The 18104-nt window shown below is 61.7% G+C and carries 19 protein-coding genes and 1 riboswitch; of the genes, 10 read left to right on the top strand and 9 right to left on the bottom strand.

Annotated elements, in window-relative coordinates; translation table 11 throughout:
* Nucleotides 1-2 precede the first annotated feature (2 nt).
* From ABID19_RS22250 to ABID19_RS22230, 5 genes are all read right to left on the bottom strand, one after another.
* Nucleotides 3-839 (bottom strand): carbohydrate ABC transporter permease, encoded by an 837-nt coding sequence (locus ABID19_RS22250; protein WP_354493117.1) that lies wholly within the window; start codon nt 837-839, stop codon nt 3-5.
* Complete coding sequence (locus ABID19_RS22245; RefSeq protein WP_354493116.1) at nt 836-1771, bottom strand: carbohydrate ABC transporter permease; 936 nt, start codon at nt 1769-1771, stop codon at nt 836-838. Before ABID19_RS22245 ends, ABID19_RS22250 begins: the two co-directional genes overlap by 4 nt.
* 1 nt (nt 1772) lies before the next feature.
* The gene (locus ABID19_RS22240) at nt 1773-2924 is read right to left on the bottom strand and encodes an ABC transporter ATP-binding protein (RefSeq protein ID WP_354493115.1); all 1152 of its coding nucleotides are present in this window, start codon (nt 2922-2924) and stop codon (nt 1773-1775) included.
* A gap of 71 nt (nt 2925-2995) precedes the next feature.
* The gene (locus tag ABID19_RS22235; RefSeq protein WP_354493114.1) at nt 2996-3838 is read right to left on the bottom strand and encodes a MurR/RpiR family transcriptional regulator; all 843 of its coding nucleotides are present in this window, start codon (nt 3836-3838) and stop codon (nt 2996-2998) included.
* Nucleotides 3839-4100: 262 nt separating this feature from the next.
* Nucleotides 4101-4544, bottom strand: coding sequence for an SRPBCC family protein (locus tag ABID19_RS22230; RefSeq protein WP_354493113.1), 444 nt, complete (start codon nt 4542-4544; stop codon nt 4101-4103).
* A gap of 414 nt (nt 4545-4958) precedes the next feature.
* Here ABID19_RS22230 and ABID19_RS22225 point away from each other — a divergent pair, with 414 nt between their 5' ends.
* From ABID19_RS22225 to ABID19_RS22200, 6 genes are all read left to right on the top strand, one after another.
* Nucleotides 4959-5186 (top strand): hypothetical protein, encoded by a 228-nt coding sequence (locus tag ABID19_RS22225; protein ID WP_354493112.1) that lies wholly within the window; start codon nt 4959-4961, stop codon nt 5184-5186.
* Complete coding sequence (locus ABID19_RS22220; protein WP_354493111.1) at nt 5167-6252, top strand: ABC transporter substrate-binding protein; 1086 nt, start codon at nt 5167-5169, stop codon at nt 6250-6252. The genes ABID19_RS22225 and ABID19_RS22220 overlap by 20 nt, the downstream gene beginning before the upstream one ends.
* Nucleotides 6253-6322: 70 nt before the next feature.
* The gene (locus ABID19_RS22215) at nt 6323-7360 is read left to right on the top strand and encodes an ABC transporter ATP-binding protein (RefSeq protein ID WP_354493110.1); all 1038 of its coding nucleotides are present in this window, start codon (nt 6323-6325) and stop codon (nt 7358-7360) included.
* On the top strand, nt 7357-8214 hold the full coding sequence (locus tag ABID19_RS22210; protein ID WP_354493109.1) for an ABC transporter permease: 858 nt from the start codon (nt 7357-7359) through the stop codon (nt 8212-8214). The genes ABID19_RS22215 and ABID19_RS22210 overlap by 4 nt, the downstream gene beginning before the upstream one ends.
* Entirely contained in the window at nt 8211-9008 is a 798-nt protein-coding gene (locus ABID19_RS22205) for an ABC transporter permease (RefSeq protein WP_354493108.1), read from the top strand. Before ABID19_RS22210 ends, ABID19_RS22205 begins: the two co-directional genes overlap by 4 nt.
* Complete coding sequence (locus ABID19_RS22200) at nt 9005-9841, top strand: carbon-nitrogen hydrolase family protein (protein WP_354493267.1); 837 nt, start codon at nt 9005-9007, stop codon at nt 9839-9841. The genes ABID19_RS22205 and ABID19_RS22200 overlap by 4 nt, the downstream gene beginning before the upstream one ends.
* 237 nt (nt 9842-10078) lie before the next feature.
* Here the strand turns inward: ABID19_RS22200 and ABID19_RS22195 are convergent, their stop codons facing one another.
* The 4 genes from ABID19_RS22195 to ABID19_RS22180 form a co-directional block, all read right to left on the bottom strand.
* The gene (locus ABID19_RS22195; protein WP_354493107.1) at nt 10079-10885 is read right to left on the bottom strand and encodes an ABC transporter permease; all 807 of its coding nucleotides are present in this window, start codon (nt 10883-10885) and stop codon (nt 10079-10081) included.
* Nucleotides 10882-11889, bottom strand: coding sequence for an ATP-binding cassette domain-containing protein (locus tag ABID19_RS22190; RefSeq protein WP_354493106.1), 1008 nt, complete (start codon nt 11887-11889; stop codon nt 10882-10884). Before ABID19_RS22190 ends, ABID19_RS22195 begins: the two co-directional genes overlap by 4 nt.
* Nucleotides 11890-12084: 195 nt before the next feature.
* Nucleotides 12085-12594 (bottom strand): superoxide dismutase family protein, encoded by a 510-nt coding sequence (locus ABID19_RS22185; RefSeq protein WP_354493105.1) that lies wholly within the window; start codon nt 12592-12594, stop codon nt 12085-12087.
* Nucleotides 12595-12754: 160 nt separating this feature from the next.
* Nucleotides 12755-13531, bottom strand: a complete 777-nt coding sequence (locus tag ABID19_RS22180; protein ID WP_352933231.1) for a sulfite exporter TauE/SafE family protein — start codon at nt 13529-13531, stop codon at nt 12755-12757.
* A 281-nt stretch (nt 13532-13812) separates the two neighbouring features.
* Nucleotides 13813-13925: riboswitch (TPP riboswitch) on the top strand.
* 123 nt (nt 13926-14048) lie between these two features.
* Between ABID19_RS22180 and ABID19_RS22175 the strand changes: the two genes are divergently transcribed.
* From ABID19_RS22175 to ABID19_RS22160, 4 genes are read left to right on the top strand one after another with little or no spacing between them, the layout of a single operon-like run.
* Complete coding sequence (locus ABID19_RS22175) at nt 14049-14849, top strand: ABC transporter permease (protein ID WP_354493104.1); 801 nt, start codon at nt 14049-14051, stop codon at nt 14847-14849.
* Nucleotides 14846-15604 (top strand): ABC transporter ATP-binding protein, encoded by a 759-nt coding sequence (locus tag ABID19_RS22170; RefSeq protein WP_354493103.1) that lies wholly within the window; start codon nt 14846-14848, stop codon nt 15602-15604. Before ABID19_RS22175 ends, ABID19_RS22170 begins: the two co-directional genes overlap by 4 nt.
* Nucleotides 15601-16614: an ABC transporter substrate-binding protein gene (locus ABID19_RS22165; protein WP_354493102.1), complete on the top strand. Its 1014-nt coding sequence runs from the start codon at nt 15601-15603 to the stop codon at nt 16612-16614. Before ABID19_RS22170 ends, ABID19_RS22165 begins: the two co-directional genes overlap by 4 nt.
* Entirely contained in the window at nt 16611-17912 is a 1302-nt protein-coding gene (locus ABID19_RS22160; protein ID WP_354493101.1) for an LLM class flavin-dependent oxidoreductase, read from the top strand. The genes ABID19_RS22165 and ABID19_RS22160 overlap by 4 nt, the downstream gene beginning before the upstream one ends.
* The last annotated feature ends 192 nt before the right edge of the window (nt 17913-18104 follow it).

Genomic DNA, 18104 nt, shown 5'->3' with positions numbered 1-18104 from the left:
TGCTAGTGCCGGGCTAAGGTCAGGCCCCGGACGAAATGGCGTTGGGTGAAGAGAAAAAGGACAATGAGAGGCGCGGTGACCAGCACTCCGCCCGCCATCAGCGCGCCGACATGGCCCGCCCCCTCTCCGGCTTGGCGGAAATAGGCGATGCCAAGCGGCGGCGTCATCAGATCGGGATCGGTGATGACGACGAGCGGCCAGTAGAGATCGTTCCAGTGGGACACGATGGAAAAGATCGAGAAGGCAGCGATGGCCGGCCAGGCCGAAGGCAGCACGATGCGCCAGACGATCGAGAACTCGCTGAAGCCGTCAAGCCGGGCAGCATCGAGCACGTCATCGGGAAAGGACGCGAAGAACTGGCGGAAGAGGAAGATGGCAAAGACGGAAATCGCCCATGGCAGGATGAGGGCGGCATAGCTGTCGAGCAGTCCCAGGTTGGCGATGGCGATGTAGAGCGGGATCGTCGGTATCTGTATCGGTATGAGCAGCCCGAGAAGGACTGCCGAGAACAACAGTGGCCGGCCGGGGAACGGCAGCTTCGCCAGCGCGTAACCACAGGGCACCGCTATCAGGATCTGCAGGACCAGGATCGCCCCGCATACGATGACGCCATTCAGCATGAAACGAAACAATGGGATGGCCGTCAGCGCAGTGGTGTAGTTCTCGATCGCCCCAACGAAACTCGGCGAGGGCAGCAGGCCGCCGTTAAAGATCTCGCTCTGCGCCGTGAACGAGGCGAGCAGCATCCAAAAGAACGGGAAGACCATGATGATCGCACCGGCCATCAGCACGCCATGCGCCGACAAGCTGGCGAGATAGGCGGGGAATTGCCGGCTCATCGCGTGCTCCAGCGGTTGCGGTCGCTGGCGCGTGTCTGGACAAGCGAGAGCAGCAGGACAAAAGCGAAAAACGAGACGGCGATCGCAGAGGCGTAGCCGACCCGGAAATACCGGAACCCCTCCTCGTAGAGTGTGTAGAGAACAACGGTCGTCGACTTCATCGGCCCGCCCTGTGTGAGGACAGCAACGGTCTCGAAGACAGAAAAGGCCCGGATGACGGTCATCACGGTGACGAACAGGGTGACGGGCGCCAGCATCGGCCAGGTCACCAGGAGGAAGCGGTTGAGTCCGCGGTCGGCGCCATCGATCGCCGCCGCTTCGTAGAGCTCGCGAGGTATGGTCGAGAGCCCTGCCAGAAACAGGATCATGTTGAAGCCGATCAACTGCCATACACCGATGACCGCGAGGGCATAAAGCGCGCTGTCCGGACTGGAGAGGAAACGGGCCGGTTCGACCCCGACGCGCGAAAGGACGGCGTTGGCAAAGCCGAATGTCGGATGCAGGATCACCTCCCAAGCCGTCGCCAGAGCGACCAGCGTGGCGGCGACGGGAAGAAAATAGGCGGTCCGATAGAAGCCTTTCAGCGCCGTTCGCCGTTCGATCTGAAGTGCCGCGCCAAGCCCGAGCAGGATGGAGAGCGGCACGACAATCACGACGTAGAGCGCCGTGTTCCTGATGCTGATCGCAAAGCCGGGATCGTCCAACATCCGGAGATAGTTGCTCAAACCGACGAAATGGACCGAACTCAATCCCAATGAGGCATCGCTAAAGGACAGCACCAGAACCAGGCCTGACGGGCCTAGAAGAAGCGCTGCGAGCAGCAGCGCAGCCGGCAGGGCGAGTACCGTTCCTGCCAGGCTTCGCTCGCGAGCGGCTGCGGACGACCGGGGTCGGAAATACGAGGGGCCAGCATTCTCTGTCAGTATTGCCATCTCACGCCGCCCTGGCGCGCCCGACAAGATGGCGAGCGCCGCCATTGGGGAAGAACCAGGCACGCTCGCTGTCGATGAGGAGAGCCGTCGCCGCGTCGGGCCGCAACGACGATGCTTCCTCTGACGCAATCCGTACGACGAGACCTGTCGCTCCGGCCTGCAAGTCCACGAAGACATGAGCATCCGTGCCGGAATGCTCGATACGTTTCACGATGACGGGCAGCGCGCCGGGCTTTCCAGCCGCGACGAGCGTTGCGTGTTCCGGCCGGAATGCCAGTTTGCCCGGTTTCGCGGCGCCTTCGGTATCGCGGACGGCCACATGCAGCCCGCCGATCGTCACCCTCCCGGCAATTGGCACGGGCGTCTCCAGCACATTCAGAAATGGCTGCGTGAGAAACCGGGCCACCTCCAGATCGACCGGATCGCGATAAAGTTCCTGCGGTGCCGCAAACTGCCGGATGCGACCACCGAAGATGACGGCAACCCGGTCGGAAAGTGCCGCCGCCTCCGCCTGATCGTGGGTAACGAACAGCGTGGTCGCGCCAATTTCCTGATGCAGTCGTGCGATCTCTGAGCGCATGTGGATGCGCAGGCCCGCGTCCAGGTTTGCGAGCGGCTCGTCCATCAGGAAGAGTTGCGGCGCCCGCACCAGCGCCCGGCCGACAGCCACGCGCTGGCGTTGTCCGCCTGAGAGTTCACCTGGTCGGCGATGAAGAAGCGAGCCAATCTGCAGCTTGTCGGCCGTCTTGCGAACGCGTTCATCGATGGACACGTGCACCGACGCTGCGCCCGGCAGCCGGCGCCCGATGAAGGGCAGCCGCTGCATCGCCGTCAATTCGCGCATGACGAGCGGCGCAGCGATGTTCTGATAGGCTGTCAGATGAGGATAAAGCGCATAGTTCTGAAAGACGAAGGCAACACCTCTGTCCTTCGGAGCGACATGATCGATCGAGCGGTCGTCTATGCCAATCGATCCTGTATCCGGATGTTCGAGACCGGCAACGATACGAAGCAATGTGGATTTGCCGCAGCCGGAAGGCCCAAGCAGGGTTACAAACTCTCCCGCGCGGACGCTCAGCGAGATGTCGCTGAGGACCTCCACGTCGCCAAAACGTTTGCTGACCGATTGAATATCAAGTCCGTGTGACGCCATGTCCCGCTTCCCAGTTGCGGGCGACCATATTGGCGCTTTATTTCATATGTGTGACAATATGGAGTTTTATTTCATTTATGAAGTGGCGGCTTCTGCGTTGCCATCGCTCGACCAAGGCTCAGCATAAGAGACTCGATTACGAAAATCTGACCTGTCACGGTCGAGAGCGTGCCTCCTATGGCCCCGTCATGCGCACGCGCTGTCTGCAAGGTGTATTGAGCAGCCTCCCCCAACGGGCTACGGGCCCGGTTCGTTATCGCCACCGTGCTGGCGCCGGCGGCTGCTGCCGCCTTGACGAAGTGAAGCGTATCGACTGTCAGGCCGGAGACGGAAAAGGCAACCGCCACGCAATCCGGACCGAGGCCATTTGCCAGTTCATGCGCCATGTTGGCATCCCGAAACAGCTGAACGGTGAGCCCTGCCCGCAGTAGCCGATAAGCCAGCATTTCGGTGATCAGTCCCGACATTCCCGCTCCGTAGAGGTCGATACGTCGCGCGACCGAGAGCTTCTCGGCCACAGCGTCCAGGGTCTTCGGGTCTATTCGGCCATATGCCTTGTCGAGAGACTGGGCCATAGAGGCGTGGAGTGCCTGGAGCGCACTGTCTGGATCTGCGCTGGCAAGGGCCGGCACCCCTGACCTGCCCAGGTCTGCGGCTAGCGCGAGCTTGAAATCGCGGAACCCGCTGAACCCAACCTGCCGGCACAACCGGACAACGCTCGCCTCGCCGCTTCCCGAGAATTCGCCGAGTTCGGCCACGGATTGACGCAGGACCTTTTCCGGATTCTCGAGGATGTATTTGGCGATACGGGCGAGAGCATTTGGCAGTTCCTCGATCTCGCGCTGGAGACGGTCGACGATCGTTTCCTCGTCGTGAGAGGTGTTCTTGGCTACACTGTTTGGACGGGGCGCCATGATGGAAATCTCTCCGGTGTCCGCTTGGGCTCGTCGGATCCAGTACTTCACTATTCCATCATTTCCGCAATGCATAGGCCAAGCTATGGACAGTGGATTAGGTCGGGATAATGAAGGATCCCAATGCATCCGATGCGACTTTGGCCTAAAGATCGCTCGGCATAGCAAGTGCACACCTCAGCGAGGCTGAAGGTCCCGGAACGGATCGCGCAAGTCGTTGTCGACCCGATCCGAACCTGGCCTTCGCGCTATCGTGATGCGGCTATTGATTGATCTCAGGCTCAACCAGCCTTGCCAGGTTTCGCAGCGATTCCTGCCAACCGAGATAACAAGCCTCGGCCGGAATGGCGTCCGGTATACCTGCCTGCGTTACATCAAGCTCGGTTCCGACCGACACTTTCTTTAACGTCACAGTCACCTGCATCTCGCCAGGCAAGTTGGGATCGTCGAATTTGTCCGTGTAGCGCAGGCGTTCGCCCGGAACGAGCTCGACATATTCGCCGCCAAACGCATGGCTCTCGCCCGTCGTAAAATTCCGGAAAGACATCTTGAACGTGCCGCCCACTTCTGGCTTGAAGTGATGCACCGTGCAGGTGAAGCCATTGGGTGGCAGCCATTTGGCGAGCGCGTCCGCCTCGATGAATGCACGATAAACTTTCTCAGGGCTGGTCGCCAGAACGCGGTGCAAGCGTACGGTATTCGGCATAATCGTTTATCCTTTTAGATTGACGAAACTGACGCCCCTAAGGACGAACGGAACTTTACCAGCCCGACAGCGGGTCGAGCTTTTATCGAAAAAAGTTTCGTATCCGATGCCCAGGTCATTGAGGTCCGTCTGGCTCGGACTTCCGACGTCATAACAGATCGAGATGGCGCAGCCTTTATCGTCGCCCTGCTGGCCGCCGCGATCAAAGCCGAGGCAGCGCACGGTGCATGTCGCGTAGGGAATATCTGCATAGCCGACTCCAAGACGGCGCTTAGCGATCAAGAGCCGAGGCGCACATCACGCCAGCGGGCTTTCGACGGTTTCATTTGGATCGGCGGGTCTGCGGATGCTCAGAACCAACTTCACCGACGGGGTGACACAAATGAAACCGTGGCGTGGAAATCCGACAAAGCAGTGAAACATCTCACCGCCAATGGTGGCGCCAGAAAACGACTGGGATTTCTGACGCCATGCAAATCGAACCCGATATCGAAGACGCGCCCCCTAAGAGTTTCCGAGCTTGGTGATTTTTCAACCCGCCCGCAAGTGCAGGCAGGCTTGAACGAAGCATTTGGCACGACAACGGCGACAAGAAACATAATTTTTGTAGAGGAAAATCAAAATGAATATTTATGCAAATAACGCCAGCCGGCGTTCGGTCCTGAGGCTGGGCCTTGCCGCTGCGGGCATGCTTGCCATGCCTGCCGTCCTGCGTGCCCAGGAGAAATCGCTGAAGGTCGGCGTCTATGGCGGCTACTTCAAGGATTCGTTCGACAAGAACATCTTTCCCGAATTCAGCAAGGCCACCGGCATAGCGGTTGAATCGATCGCCGAGCCCACCGGCGAGGCCTGGCTGGTGCAGATGGAGCAGGCCGCCCGGGCAGGACAAGCCCCGGCCGACCTTTCGATGATGGCGCAAGTGCCGACACTGAAGGGACTGGAGACCGAGCTTTGGACGCCGCTCGATCCGTCCAGGATTGCGAATTACGGCGACTTGCTCGACCGCTTTATTTCCAAATACCCGGACGGCCGCATCGCCGGCATCGGGGCAGTCGCATGGTACGTCACGCTGGTGACCAACACCGACACCTACCCGCAGGCGCCCGATTCCTGGGCCGCACTCTGGGACCCGGCCAACAAGGACAAGCTCGGCCTTTTGGCGCTGGCTACGAACTCCTTCCTGCTCGAGGTGACGGCCAAGACCTTCATGGGCGGCACCAGTGCGCTCGACACCGAGGCTGGCCTGCTTAAAGCCTTCGAAAAGCTCGCCGAGCTAAAGCCCAACGTGCGGCTGTGGTATCGCGACGAGGCGCAGTTCGAGCAGGCGCTGAAGTCGGGTGAGATCCCGATGGGCCAGTATTATCATGACGTCACCGGCCTTGCCGCCGCCGACAGCCATCCGGTCCGCTCCACTTTCCCGAAGGAGGGCGGCATCCAGGACTCCGGCAATTGGGTGCTCTCGCGCGCATCGACCAAGGTCGATGAGGCCCATGTCTTCATCGATTACATGAGCCGGCCGGCGACCCAGGCGCTGTTGTCGCGCAATGTCGGCACCGCGCCGACATTGAAGCGCGACAAGCTCGACCTGACGGACAAGGAATTCGCAGCCGTCGCGTCGGACATAGACCCGATCGTACCGCGCTACGATCTTTATCAGACGAAATCCGACTGGCTAAACCAAAAGTGGACGGAACTGATCGCCGGCTGACGGCGCATCCCTTCCGGTCCGCAGAGCGGGTCGGAAGGACAGGAATGATCACGCGAGGCGGGGATTGGTCATGAGCGGTTTGAAACTTGACAAGCTGTCGAAGCAGTTCGGCAAAGTCACCGCGGTAGATGAGGTCGACCTCGATGTGCCGCACGGCACGTTCGTTTGCTTACTCGGACCGTCGGGCTGCGGAAAGACCACACTCCTGCGCATGATCGCAGGCCTTGAGGAACCGACCATCGGCACGATCCGTCTCGATGGCGAAGACTTGACGCGGGTGCCTACCCACAAGCGCAACCTCGGCATGGTCTTCCAGTCGCTGGCGCTGTTCCCGCATCTCACGGTCGGCCAGAACATCGCCTATCCGCTGCGCATCCGCGGCACGGGAAAGCAAGGACAAAAGAAGCGCATCGAAGAGCTCCTCGCTTCCATCCACCTTGACGGCTACGCCGACCGATCCGTCTCAAAACTCTCGGGCGGGCAGCGCCAGCGCGTGGCGATCGCCCGTGCGCTGGCGCTGTCGCCGTCTCTCTTCCTGCTCGACGAGCCGCTTTCGGCCCTGGACGCCAAGCTGCGCGAAGCCATGCAGGTGGAGCTTCGGCAGCTGCAGCGAAAGCTCGGCATCACCACCATCGTCGTCACGCATGACCAGCGCGAGGCCATGACCATGGCTGACCTGGTCGTGGTCATGGGCGACGGCAGGATCAGGCAGATAGCTTCGCCGCTCGAGATCTACCGCAAACCGGCCGATGCATTCGTGGCGGACTTCATCGGCTCGACCAACCTGCTTCAGATCGAGGCTGATGGCGACAAACGCGCAATCGCTCTCGGCCACGCCATTTCAGGCCTGTCGCTGCCAGACGGAATGCCGAAGGGCCTTGTCTCGATCCGTCCGGAGGACGTGCGCCTCACACGAGACACCGATGGCGCGATGTCCGGCAAGGTCACCTTCGTGCGCGACCTCGGCGGGACCATAGAGACCTTCATCGATGTGAGCGGGACGACCATCGTCGCAGTTTCGACACCGCGCGAGCGCGGCAGTTTCGAAGCCGGCGGGAACGTCGGAGTCGTGCTGCCGTCCGAGTGCTGCGTGATGCTCAAGCAATGAAACACGAGCCGCCCCGTACCGTTGCCGACTGCGCACCGCTGGTCTTCCCGGCCATCATGCTCATCGTCTTTTTCGTCGTGCCCTTCTCGACTATGATCGCCGTCAGCTTCTTCCAGCGGCAGCAGGGCGGGTTCTACACACCCGATTTCGTTTTCGACAATTACGCCCGCTTCGTCAGCGCGTTCTTCGCAGGCGTGCTCGGCTTCTCGCTGATGCTGGCCGTCACTGTCGCCATCGCCTGCGTGGTGATCGCCGTTCCCTTCACCTACCTGCTCACGCAGACATCCCGGCGCGTGCAGGTCGTGTGGCTCGTCTGTCTGCTGTCGGTGCTGTCGCTGTCCGAGGTCATTACCGGCTTTGCCTGGTCGATCTTGTTTTCGCGTACGGCGGGCATCACCAACCTGCTTGCGGCGGCCGGCCTCATGGCCGAACCGCGGGCGCTGCTGCCCGGCTTCGGCGCCGTGCTGACGGCCATGGTGTACCAGGCGCTGCCTTACACGATCCTGGTTCTCTACCCCGCCTTGGTCAGGCTTGACCCGACACTCCTTGAAGCCGCTCGCACCCTCGGCGCTTCGCCTGCCCGAGGCTTCCTCGGCATCATCGTGCCGGCGCTCCGGAACACGATCGTCGCCACGCTGGTCATGGTTTTCGTCTTCGCGCTCGGCTGCTATCTGCTGCCGCAGATCCTCGGCCGGCCGCAGCATTGGACATTGTCGGTGCTCATCACCGACCAGGCGATCTATCAGTCGAACATGCCATTCGCTGCCGCCATGGCGGTGTTCCTGGTGCTGATCTCGCTGGCGCTGGTCGGGCTGACCTTGCTCATCGGCGGCCGCAAGGAGGCCACGATATGACCAGCAAATTCCTGCGCGGGCTCAGCTTCGCCCCGGTCGCGGTTTTCCTGGCGGCACCGCTAGCGGTTGTAGCCGGCGTATCCGTCAATGAGCAGCGATCTCTCACATTCCCGCCTCAGGGCTTCTCGCTCGCCTGGTACGGCGAGATCTTCACCGATCCGGGCTGGCGGGCAGCTCTCATCGCATCGCTCGTGCTGGCAGGGCTTTCCGCTGCGCTCGCCGTGCTCGTTGCCCTGCCCCTCGCCTGGTTTGTCTGGCGGCACGTGGCGCCGTGGGCGAATATCTTCCGTCTTCTCGGCGTGGCGCCTTTCATCCTGCCGCCGGTCATCACGGCGCTCGGCATGTTGACCTTCTGGGCGATGGCCGGCTCCTACGGCGCGCCATGGACAGCGGTCATCAGCCACGCGATCTTTTTTGTGACGCTACCCCTGGTCACGCTGTCGCTCGGCTTCTCCGCTATCGACCGCTCGCTGGTGGAGGCGGCTTCGACCATGGGCGCAAACAGCCGGACAGTGCTTCGAACCGTCGTGCTGCCGCTGATCTTGCCCTATCTGATTTCCGGCTATGCCTTCGCCTTCGTTCTGTCTCTCAACGAATACATTGTGGCCTACATGACGGTCGGCTTCACAGTGGAAACGCTGCCCATCAAGATTTTCAACGCGCTGCGCTACGGCTACACGCCGGTCATGGCTTCGGTCTCGGTGTTCTTCGCGGCGATTGCCGCGCTGGTCTTCGCGCTCGTTGCGAGGTTCAGCGATCTGCGCAAGCTGCTGGGCGCTTTGGACGAGAGCTGATGCGCATCGCCGCCATTCAAACGCGCGCCGTGGCCGGCGACCAGGAAGCCAACCTTGCGCGGATCGAAGAGGCCGCGCGCGCCGCGGCTGCCGCCGGGGCAAGTCTCCTGATCGCACCTGAACTCGCGCTCCCCGGCTACGGCGCGGGAGATGACATGCGCATGCTGGCGCAAACATCCGGTGGCGATCTTGTCACCCGGCTTGCCCTGGTTGCGAGCGAGTTGAAGATCGCCATCATCGCCGGCTTTGCCGAAATGGCAGAGGAGGAGATCCACAACAGCGCCGTCTTCGTCGATGGCCGGAATCCCCCCATCGTCTACCGCAAGACGCACCTCTACGGCGACTACGAACGCGGCATCTTTACCGCCGGATACCCGTCGGCCTCGATCATCGAGTATCGCGGCCTCCGGATCGGTATTCTCATCTGCTACGATGTCGAATTTCCCGAAAACGTGCGTCGCCTTGCAGTCGCCGGCGCACATCTTATCGCCGTTCCGACGGCCCTGCCCGCAACCGGCCACGCCAAGCTCATTGCCCGCAAGATGATCCCGGTCCGCGCCTTCGAGAACCAGGTCTTCGTCGCCTATGTGAACCATTGCGGCGCCGACGATCTTTTCTGCTATGCCGGCCTGTCGGCAATCGCCGCCCCCGACGGCACCCTTCTGGCCGCTGCCGACAGCAAGCCCGAAGCACTGCTTGTCGCCGACATCCGGCCGGACGACTTCGCAGCGTCAGCTATCGCCGCTCCCTATCTGCGTGACGTGCACCACTGCAGCGAGTGGTCTCAGGATCAGGGCGCGGCTCATGCGCGCGATGGGCACTTCGCGCCATGAAGTTCGAGCTCAACGAGCTGTGGTCCCTCCGTGCCCAGAGCAGTCGCTGGTATCGCCCCAGGGCGCGCAGGTTCACAGGAGCGAACGATGTTGGAGCCGAAACCGGGGACCGCCGTTCTGGCTTCTGATCGAGCGCCAGATGCAGGACACGCCTTGCGTCGACTTTTAAGAAGCGCAGATCCGGCCGGGGCGCATTGTTGATGCGCAGGCGATCAGGATCGCGACCGTTCGGCCTTCTCACCTTCTGAGATACAGCCACAGTGTCGTCGGCGCCAGGATAGCGGTCAGCGCCGCCGGCGCGATCAGGGCGAGGACGACCTGACTGAGTGTCGCCCCGCCACCCATCAGCCCGCGCAGTGCCGTCGTCATCAGCGACACTGGATTGACGTCGACGAAAGCCCGCAGCCAGGCCGGCATGGTGCCGGGGTCGACCATGATGTTGGAGGCAAAGACGAGAGGGAACAGGAAGGTGAAGCCGAGCGTCATCACCGTGGTCGGCGTGCGGATCAGCAGGCCGAGCACGATGAACACCCAGCCCATGCCGAATCCGATGGCGATCAGCATGGCAAAGGCGGCAAGCACGCCGAGGATGCCCGCTTCAGGCCGGTAGCCGAGGATCAGCCCGATCGTGAGAATGATCGAGGCGGCAATCAAATGGCGCAGGATGTCACCCACCATCAGGCCGGCGAACGGAGAGAGCGACCAGATCGGCAACGATCGGAAGCGGTCGAACAAACCCTTGCCGAGGTCAGTCGACAATCCCATGCCCGAATAGACTGCGTTGAACACCACGGTCTGAACCAAGATGCCGGGTAGGAAGAACTGCAGGTATTCACCAGGCGAACCGGCAAGCGCGCCGCCGAAGACAAAGGTGAAGAGCAGCGTGAACATGATCGGAGTCATCACCAGATCAAAGAGCTGCTCCGGCACATGCTTGAATTTCAGCACCGCGCGCCATCCGAAGACGAGTGCGTTGGAAACGGCTGATGGGGTTTTGGGCCGAGCGACCGTTTGCAGCCGCTGCAGGGATGTCGTGTCGATCATGGCCTGTCGTCCTTGCGGCTTTCACCCAAGCCCGGCTGGCCCGTCAGCGCGAAGAAGACCTCCTCGAGGCTGGGCTGGCCCATGGAGAAATCCGACAGCTCGATGCCGCCGGCGACCAGATCGGCCAGCGCCTCGTTGGCGGCCTTCGCCGTGCCGGCAAGGACGGAGAGCTCACCACCTTCGGCGCTGCGTTGGACGGGATGTTCCAGCCGTCGCTCCAGGATGGCCGCCGCCTCGTCCAGCCGCGCAACATCGGCGAGCGCGACATGGAGATAGCCGGAGCCGGTGGCCGCCTTCAATTCGCGGCTGGTACCCTCCGCGATTTTCCTGCCGTGGTCGATGACGGCGATGCGCGCTGCGAGTTGATCGGCCTCTTCGAGATATTGCGTGGTGAGCAGGATGGTGACGCCGGACTCGGCGAGGCCGCGGATCATGCCCCAGACATCCTTGCGGGCGTTGGGATCGAGGCCCGTGGTCGGCTCGTCGAGGAACAGCACGCCCGGCGTGACGACCAGCGACGCGGCTATGTCGAGCCTCCTTCGCATGCCACCCGAATAGTCCCTCACCTGCTTCGTCGCCGCTTCGGACAAGCCGAAAGCCGCAAGCAGGTCGTCCGCACGGGCTTTCGCGGCGCGGCCACGAAAGCCCCAGAGCCGGGCGAGCAGGACGAGGTTCTCCCGACCCGTCAGATCCTCGTCGAGCGAAGCGAACTGCCCGGTCATCGCGATAGCCGCACGGACCTCATGCGGGGCCTGCACGAGGTCGTGCCCCATCACGGTCGCAGAACCGGCGTCGGGGCGCGACAGCGTCGCGAGCATACGCATCAGCGTTGTCTTGCCGGCGCCGTTCGGGCCAAGGATGGCGAAAATCATGCCACGCGGCACGTCGAGATCGATACCATCGACCGCGCGCAGCTTGCCGAAGGTTTTGACGAGGCCGCGGGCAGAAATGGCTGACTGGGCAAGACCCGTGGAGGGCACACCCATGGGAGAAGTATCGTTCATGCAATCATCCGGCAGTCACAGAATGAACGCCAATTTCGGCGTGATGGCTGCGTTGTCAATCCTCTTCAGGCGCACGAGCTTGCCGTCCGGCTTATCATCATGCCAGAGGCCCCGACCGCGCAAGGTGACCTAACCCTCGAGGGTTACGAGCCAGTCAGATCAATATCGGAGAGGCCTATACTCGTCTTGGGCTTCTCACTCGATCACGGCGCAGGCCTGACGATTTCCGGCATCACCGGCAGGCTGGCTTTTATAGTCGTCCTGTCCGCCATGGATCATCAATGCCTTGCCTCGTATCGCCGTTTCTCCACCATCCAACTTGACCATGCTGTTGAAAGCCTGCGCCCGCAAAACGCCGTCGGCGCCGACCCGCTGGTTTGGCATATCGCCTGCGTGCGGGCCTTTTTCAGTGAGATACCCATGTTTGGCATTGGTCGGATTGAAGTGCCCGCCTGCCGACTCATGGCCGGCCTGATGGTCGCACTTTCCGGTTTCATGAACATGGAACGCCACCCATTCACCCGCCGGCAGTCCTGTTACCTCCAACTCTATCAGCACACCCTTGGCCGTCTCGGTCAACGTGGCCGTTCCGTTCTTCTCGCCAGCCATGTTGACGAATTCGGCTTTCGCGGTCGCGGTGTCCTGAGCCGCTGCAGGCATCGCAACCGCCAGAGCCAATCCTGTTGTCGCAAGCAATTTGTTCATAGACTCGGCCTCCGGTTGTCCAAGCGAGCCAAACAACAAAGGGGACTCTTCGTTCCATTTTGGAAGTGAGTTTTTGTCTCCGTCACGGCTGCCGGAGAAACGAAGACAGTGCGTGGAACTCGATAGTCTGCGTGTCATGGGAACTGGAACCTCACGACATTTACACCAATTCGAAAAGTTCCGCGGTTTGCCAGCCTGCCAGCAGTATGATGACACCTCCAACGAGTCTGAGGAGCGTCTTTTCAGCGATCGACTTCACCATCAATCCGGCCATCGGCGCTGCGATCACGCCGCCAAGAACCAAGCCGGCAACGGCGACCAGATTTTCGGTCAGCTCTCCTGCCTCTTCCCAATGGCCCGTCAGCAATGCAAACAAGAAGGTCAGAGACACTGAGAGCGTGATGAGGAACTCGCTGGCATTTACCGTACCAATAACGTAGCGGGGCGTTCCGCCAAAACCGAGAAGGCCCGTCGTTACGATGGGTCCCCATCCGCCACCGCCTGCTGCATCCAGAAAGCCACCACCAAGTCCAAGAGGAGGCACCGCGCCTGCAGGGACCGGGTTACTGGGAATCCGCCGGAATGAACGGAACAGGAGCCAAGCTCCGACGAGCGCAAGATATGTGGTCACATATGGCTTCATGACGGCTCCCTCGAACGAGGTGAGCACAAAAGCGCCGAGAACGCCGCCGAGCACGCCAAATGGCATCAGCCGCCAGAAGAGCTTCCAGTCAATGTTACGGTGATAGAGATGAGCCGAACCTGAGGCTGCGGTGGTAAACAGCTCAGCTGCGTGAACTGACGCCGAAGCGTGCGCAGGAGACACACCAAACCCCAGTAGTGTCGTCGAGGAAACCACCCCATAGGCCATGCCGAGAGCCCCGTCTACAGCTTGGGCTACAAACCCCACGATCGCAAAAAGAATGAATTCTTGCATTTGGCTCTCCGAGGCGCGGGTCGCAATTGGCGATAGAGAAACCCGTTGCCTACAACGTATGCAATTATATCTTCACGCTTCCACAATTCATCAAACGCGCGGCATCGATAATGGTGGCGACGAACGGAAAACATCCGCTCGACCGACGCCTGTTCCCAAATCTCGACAGGATGCCGGCTTTTCTGTTTTGCTCAAATGTCCCTGACGGCACCTCAAACTCCCACCCTGAAGTTTCACGCTAGACGCAGACTTGCACCCCCACGCTTTATCTGTTTAATTGCCGCCATCCACAGGGGTGCTCCGTATCGTCGGGGCTGAGAGATGGGCTGCAAGCCCGTAAACCCTAGAGCTGATCTGGATAATACCAGCGGAGCGAGGCGGGCGATGTTTTCTGGCGCACAGATCTTTCTTTTTCCGATGTCCGGCGATTTCGTCGGCCCGCTCGAGGGCCATGTCACGATCGCGGTCTCGGCCAACAGCCCGACCCCGCGCTGATCTCTCGCGCCGGAGGTCCCGCATGTCCCAGCCCTTCTGCGCCGCACCGCGAATCGCGGTCTTGTTCGCCAAGGTTGGACCGGCCTTACTATCGGCCGGCACGCTGGTTTTGGCTTGGGAGCTCTATGCGCGTATCTCGGGCATCTCGCCCACCACGTTGCCGGCGCCGTCACGAGTCCTCGCCCAGGTCATCCAGCAGCGCCAGGCGCTATTCGACAACACCATACCGACGATCAGCGCCACATTAGCGGGTTTCGCCTGCTCGCTGGCCGTTGCCTTCATCCTTTCGGTGCTGATCGATTTCTTCAAGCCGCTGCGCCGCGCCCTGTTCCCGGTGTTCATCATCAGCCAGACCCTGCCGCTGGTGGCGATCGCCCCGCTGGTCGTTCTCTGGTTCGGCTTCGGGCTGACGCCGAAGATCATGCTGGTCGCGCTCGTGACTTTCTTCCCCATGCTGGTCGCGCTGGTGCAGGGTTATGAATCGACCGATCGGGATATCTCGGCGCTTCTAAGTTCGATGGGCGCTTCGCGCATGCGCATTTTTTTGCTGGCCCGCCTGCCCTCCTCGCTGCCCTATTTCTTCGCCGGACTGCGCATCTCGATCACCTATGCAGTGGTGGGCGCCATCTTCGCGGAATATGCCGGCGCGGCCAAAGGGCTCGGCATCTACATGCTCAACGCCAAGAACAATTTCCGGCCCGATCTCGTGCTCGCGGCTGTGCTGGTCAGCGCCTTGCTCACGCTGGCCCTGTTTGCCGCGACTGTGCTGATCCAGCGCGCCGCCATGCCATGGGAGCGGCTCGATACCGCACGAAAACCATGAGCAGGCGGCTGGAACTGCGCGAAGTCAGCAAGAGTCTTGGCGATATCGACGTGCTTGCCGGCATCACCCTGCATGTCGAGGCGGGCGAATTCGTTTCAATCCTCGGGCCCTCCGGAGCCGGCAAATCCACGATCTTCAGGTTGCTGACGGGCGATTTCGAAGGCCACGGCGGCGATGTCAACTTCGACGGCCGGCCACTTGCCGAAGCGCGACGACCGTTTGCCTTCATGCCGCAGCGCGACGCCCTGATGCCCTGGCGCACGGTTATCGACAACACCGCGCTCGGACTTGAAGTGCAGGGCATGTCCCGCAAGGCGGCCCGCAGCAAAGTAGCACCGCTCTTCGGGGAATTCGGCCTTGCGGGCTTCGAGCACAAGTATCCCGCACAGCTCTCGGGCGGAATGCGCCAGCGCGCCGCGCTGCTGCGCACCGTCGTGCAGGACCGCGCCATGCTGTTGCTCGACGAACCGTTCGGCGCACTCGATGCCCTCACGCGCACCGGCATGCAGCGCTGGCTTCAGACGATGTGGAACTGGCACCGCTGGACCGTCCTGCTGATCACCCACGATGTCCGCGAGGCGGTCTTCCTGTCCGATCGCATTTATGTGCTGAGCCGCCGCCCTGCCCGCGTGCTGCGCGAAATCGCCATACCTCTTCCGCACCCGCGCAAGGATCTTGCCTCGCCGGAAGCCAGCGCCATCGAAGCCGACATCCTCGACACTCTTCTCGATCAACAGCCCGATCAAAGGACATGACCATGCTTTCCAGACGCCTCTTCATCACTGCCGCATTGATCGCCGGGCTCGGACCCGTCACATCCGTCTGCGCCCAGCAGACTGTCACCGTCGCGCTAGACTGGACGCCGAACACAAACCATGTCGGGCTCTATGTCGCCCAGGCGAAAGGCTTCTACACCGAGGCCGGGCTCGACGTGCAGATCCTGCCCTACACCGACACAGCGGCCGGTACGCTGATCGCCAACCGCGTGGCCGATTTCGGTATACTGGGATCCATAGGATTGTTCACCCAACGCACGGCCGGCGCCGACCTCGTCGCCACCTACGCCATCATGCAGACAGAAACCGGCAGGCTGGTGTTCAATGCCGACCGCGCCGATATACACTCCCCCAAGGACTTGGACGGGCTGACCTATGGCGGTTTCGGCAGCGCCTGGGAGAATGCGCTGATCGGCACCATCATCCGCCATGACGGCGGCGACGGCAAATTCGAAACGGTGACGCTGGGCACCTCCGCCTATGAGGCCCTGGCCAATGGCGCAGTCGATTTTACCCTCGAAGTCTATACTTGGGAGGGGATCAAAGCGGAACTTGAGGGCAAGGCCCAGCGCGCCTTCCGCTACGCTGACTTCGGCGTGCCCGACCAACACACCAATTTCATTGGCTCGAGCCGAGCCTACCTCGAGAAGAACAAGAACACGGCATCCGCGTTCATCGCCGCGACCAGGCGCGGCTATGCCTTCGCCGTCGAACATCCGCAAGAAGCGGCCGAGATGCTGATCGCAGCAAACAGCGACGTGCTGACCAACCGTCCGTTGATCGAGGCATCACTCAAGGCTCTGGTCGACGGCCACTATCTGCAAAGCCCCGCCGGCGCGATCGGCACGATCGATCCCGCAAAGATGGAGGCTATCGGCGACTACCTGTTCAAGGCCGGAATCCTGCGCGACGGCGATGGAAACCCGGTCGGCGAACGACCCGATTTCGCAGCCTATTACAGCAACGCCTACCTGGCCGACGAAAAATGAGCCCGCCGCGGCGCATGCATCTCAATGCTGTGATTTTTGGCCTCGGCAGTCACGAGGCCGGTTGGCGCATGCCCGAAAGCGACCCGCTCGCCTCGACCAGCCTCGATTATTGGGTCGATATCGCCCGTCGCGCCGAGGCTGCCGATTTCGACGCCCTGTTCCTCGGCGACGTGCTGGCCCTGCAGAGCGGCGCTGATCGGCATCTTTCCGACGCCATGGATCCCGTGGTCATTCTGTCGGCGCTCGCAGCCGTCACCAGCAGGATCGGACTGATCGGAACTGCATCGACCAGCTTCGATCACCCGTTCCACCTGGCTCGGCGCTTCGCCTCTCTCGACCACATCAGCAAAGGCCGTGCGGGCTGGAACATCGTCACCTCGTCCAACGTGCTCGAGGCCCGTAATTTCGGACTGGACGCCATGCCGGAGCATGACGAACGCTATGCCCGCGCAACCGACGTGGTCGACGCAGCCATAGCGCTCTGGGAAAGTTGGGCTCCCGATGCGAGGAAGCCGGACAAGGCCGCCGGGCGATACTTCGATCCAGACAAGGTGCGGTCAGTCGATCACGCCGGTCCGTTCGTGCGCACCGCTGGCCCGCTCAACGTGCCGCGATCGCCTCAAGGTCGGCCGATCCTGGCACAGGCCGGCTCGTCGGAAGCAGGCCGTGCCTTCGCCGCTCGTTACGCCGACATCGTGTTCACCGTGCAGGCGACGCTGACGGAAGCGCAGGAATTCTATCGCGACATCAAATCACGAGCGGCGGCCGTCGGGCGCGATCCGGATACGATCCTGGTCTTTCCGGGGATCGTGCCGATCGTCGCGCATACCAGACAAGCAGCCGAAGAGCGGCTGACAGTGCTGAACGGTTTTACTGTAACCGACCATGTCCTTGCCAAGCTCGGCGAGTTCCTCGGCGAGGATTTAACCAATGCCGATCTCGATGCGCCGCTACCGCCCCCATTGAACACACGGCCGAACCAGTCCAGCCAGAGCCGGGTCGGCGTGCTGGTCGGAATCGCAAGGCGGGACAGGCTGACGCTGAGGCAATTGCTCATGCGCCTCGCAGCCGGCCGCGGTCATCTGCTCGCCGTCGGAAATGGCCGCGATATAGCCGACACGATGCAGCAATGGTTCGAGGGCGGAGCGGCCGACGGTTTCAACGTCATGACGCCCGTCATGCCCGGTGACCTGCAAAGCTTCATCGACGATGTGATGCCTTTGCTTGAGCGTTCGGACATTTTCGACGCCGGGGTTAGCCGCACCCTTCGCGAGCGATACGGTCTTCCAAGACTTTAGGTCCAGAGTCCAGACCCAATCCCGTCGTCCGGTGAGAGCGCCGTAAGCCGTCAGGCGCTGCTTTGCCTGCGCGAGCAGGTCATCATCGTCCATCGTCACATCGATTCTCCTGCGCAATCGGGCTCGGTCGATGCACCGGTGTCGGCCGCTTGCAAGCGTTATGTCCCGCCCTTTCGAGAATGCCGGAATTGA

It is taken from the genome of Mesorhizobium robiniae, from assembly GCF_040545535.1.
GTDB lineage: Bacteria > Pseudomonadota > Alphaproteobacteria > Rhizobiales > Rhizobiaceae > Mesorhizobium > Mesorhizobium robiniae.
This window is presented reverse-complemented; position numbering and strand designations above follow the sequence as displayed.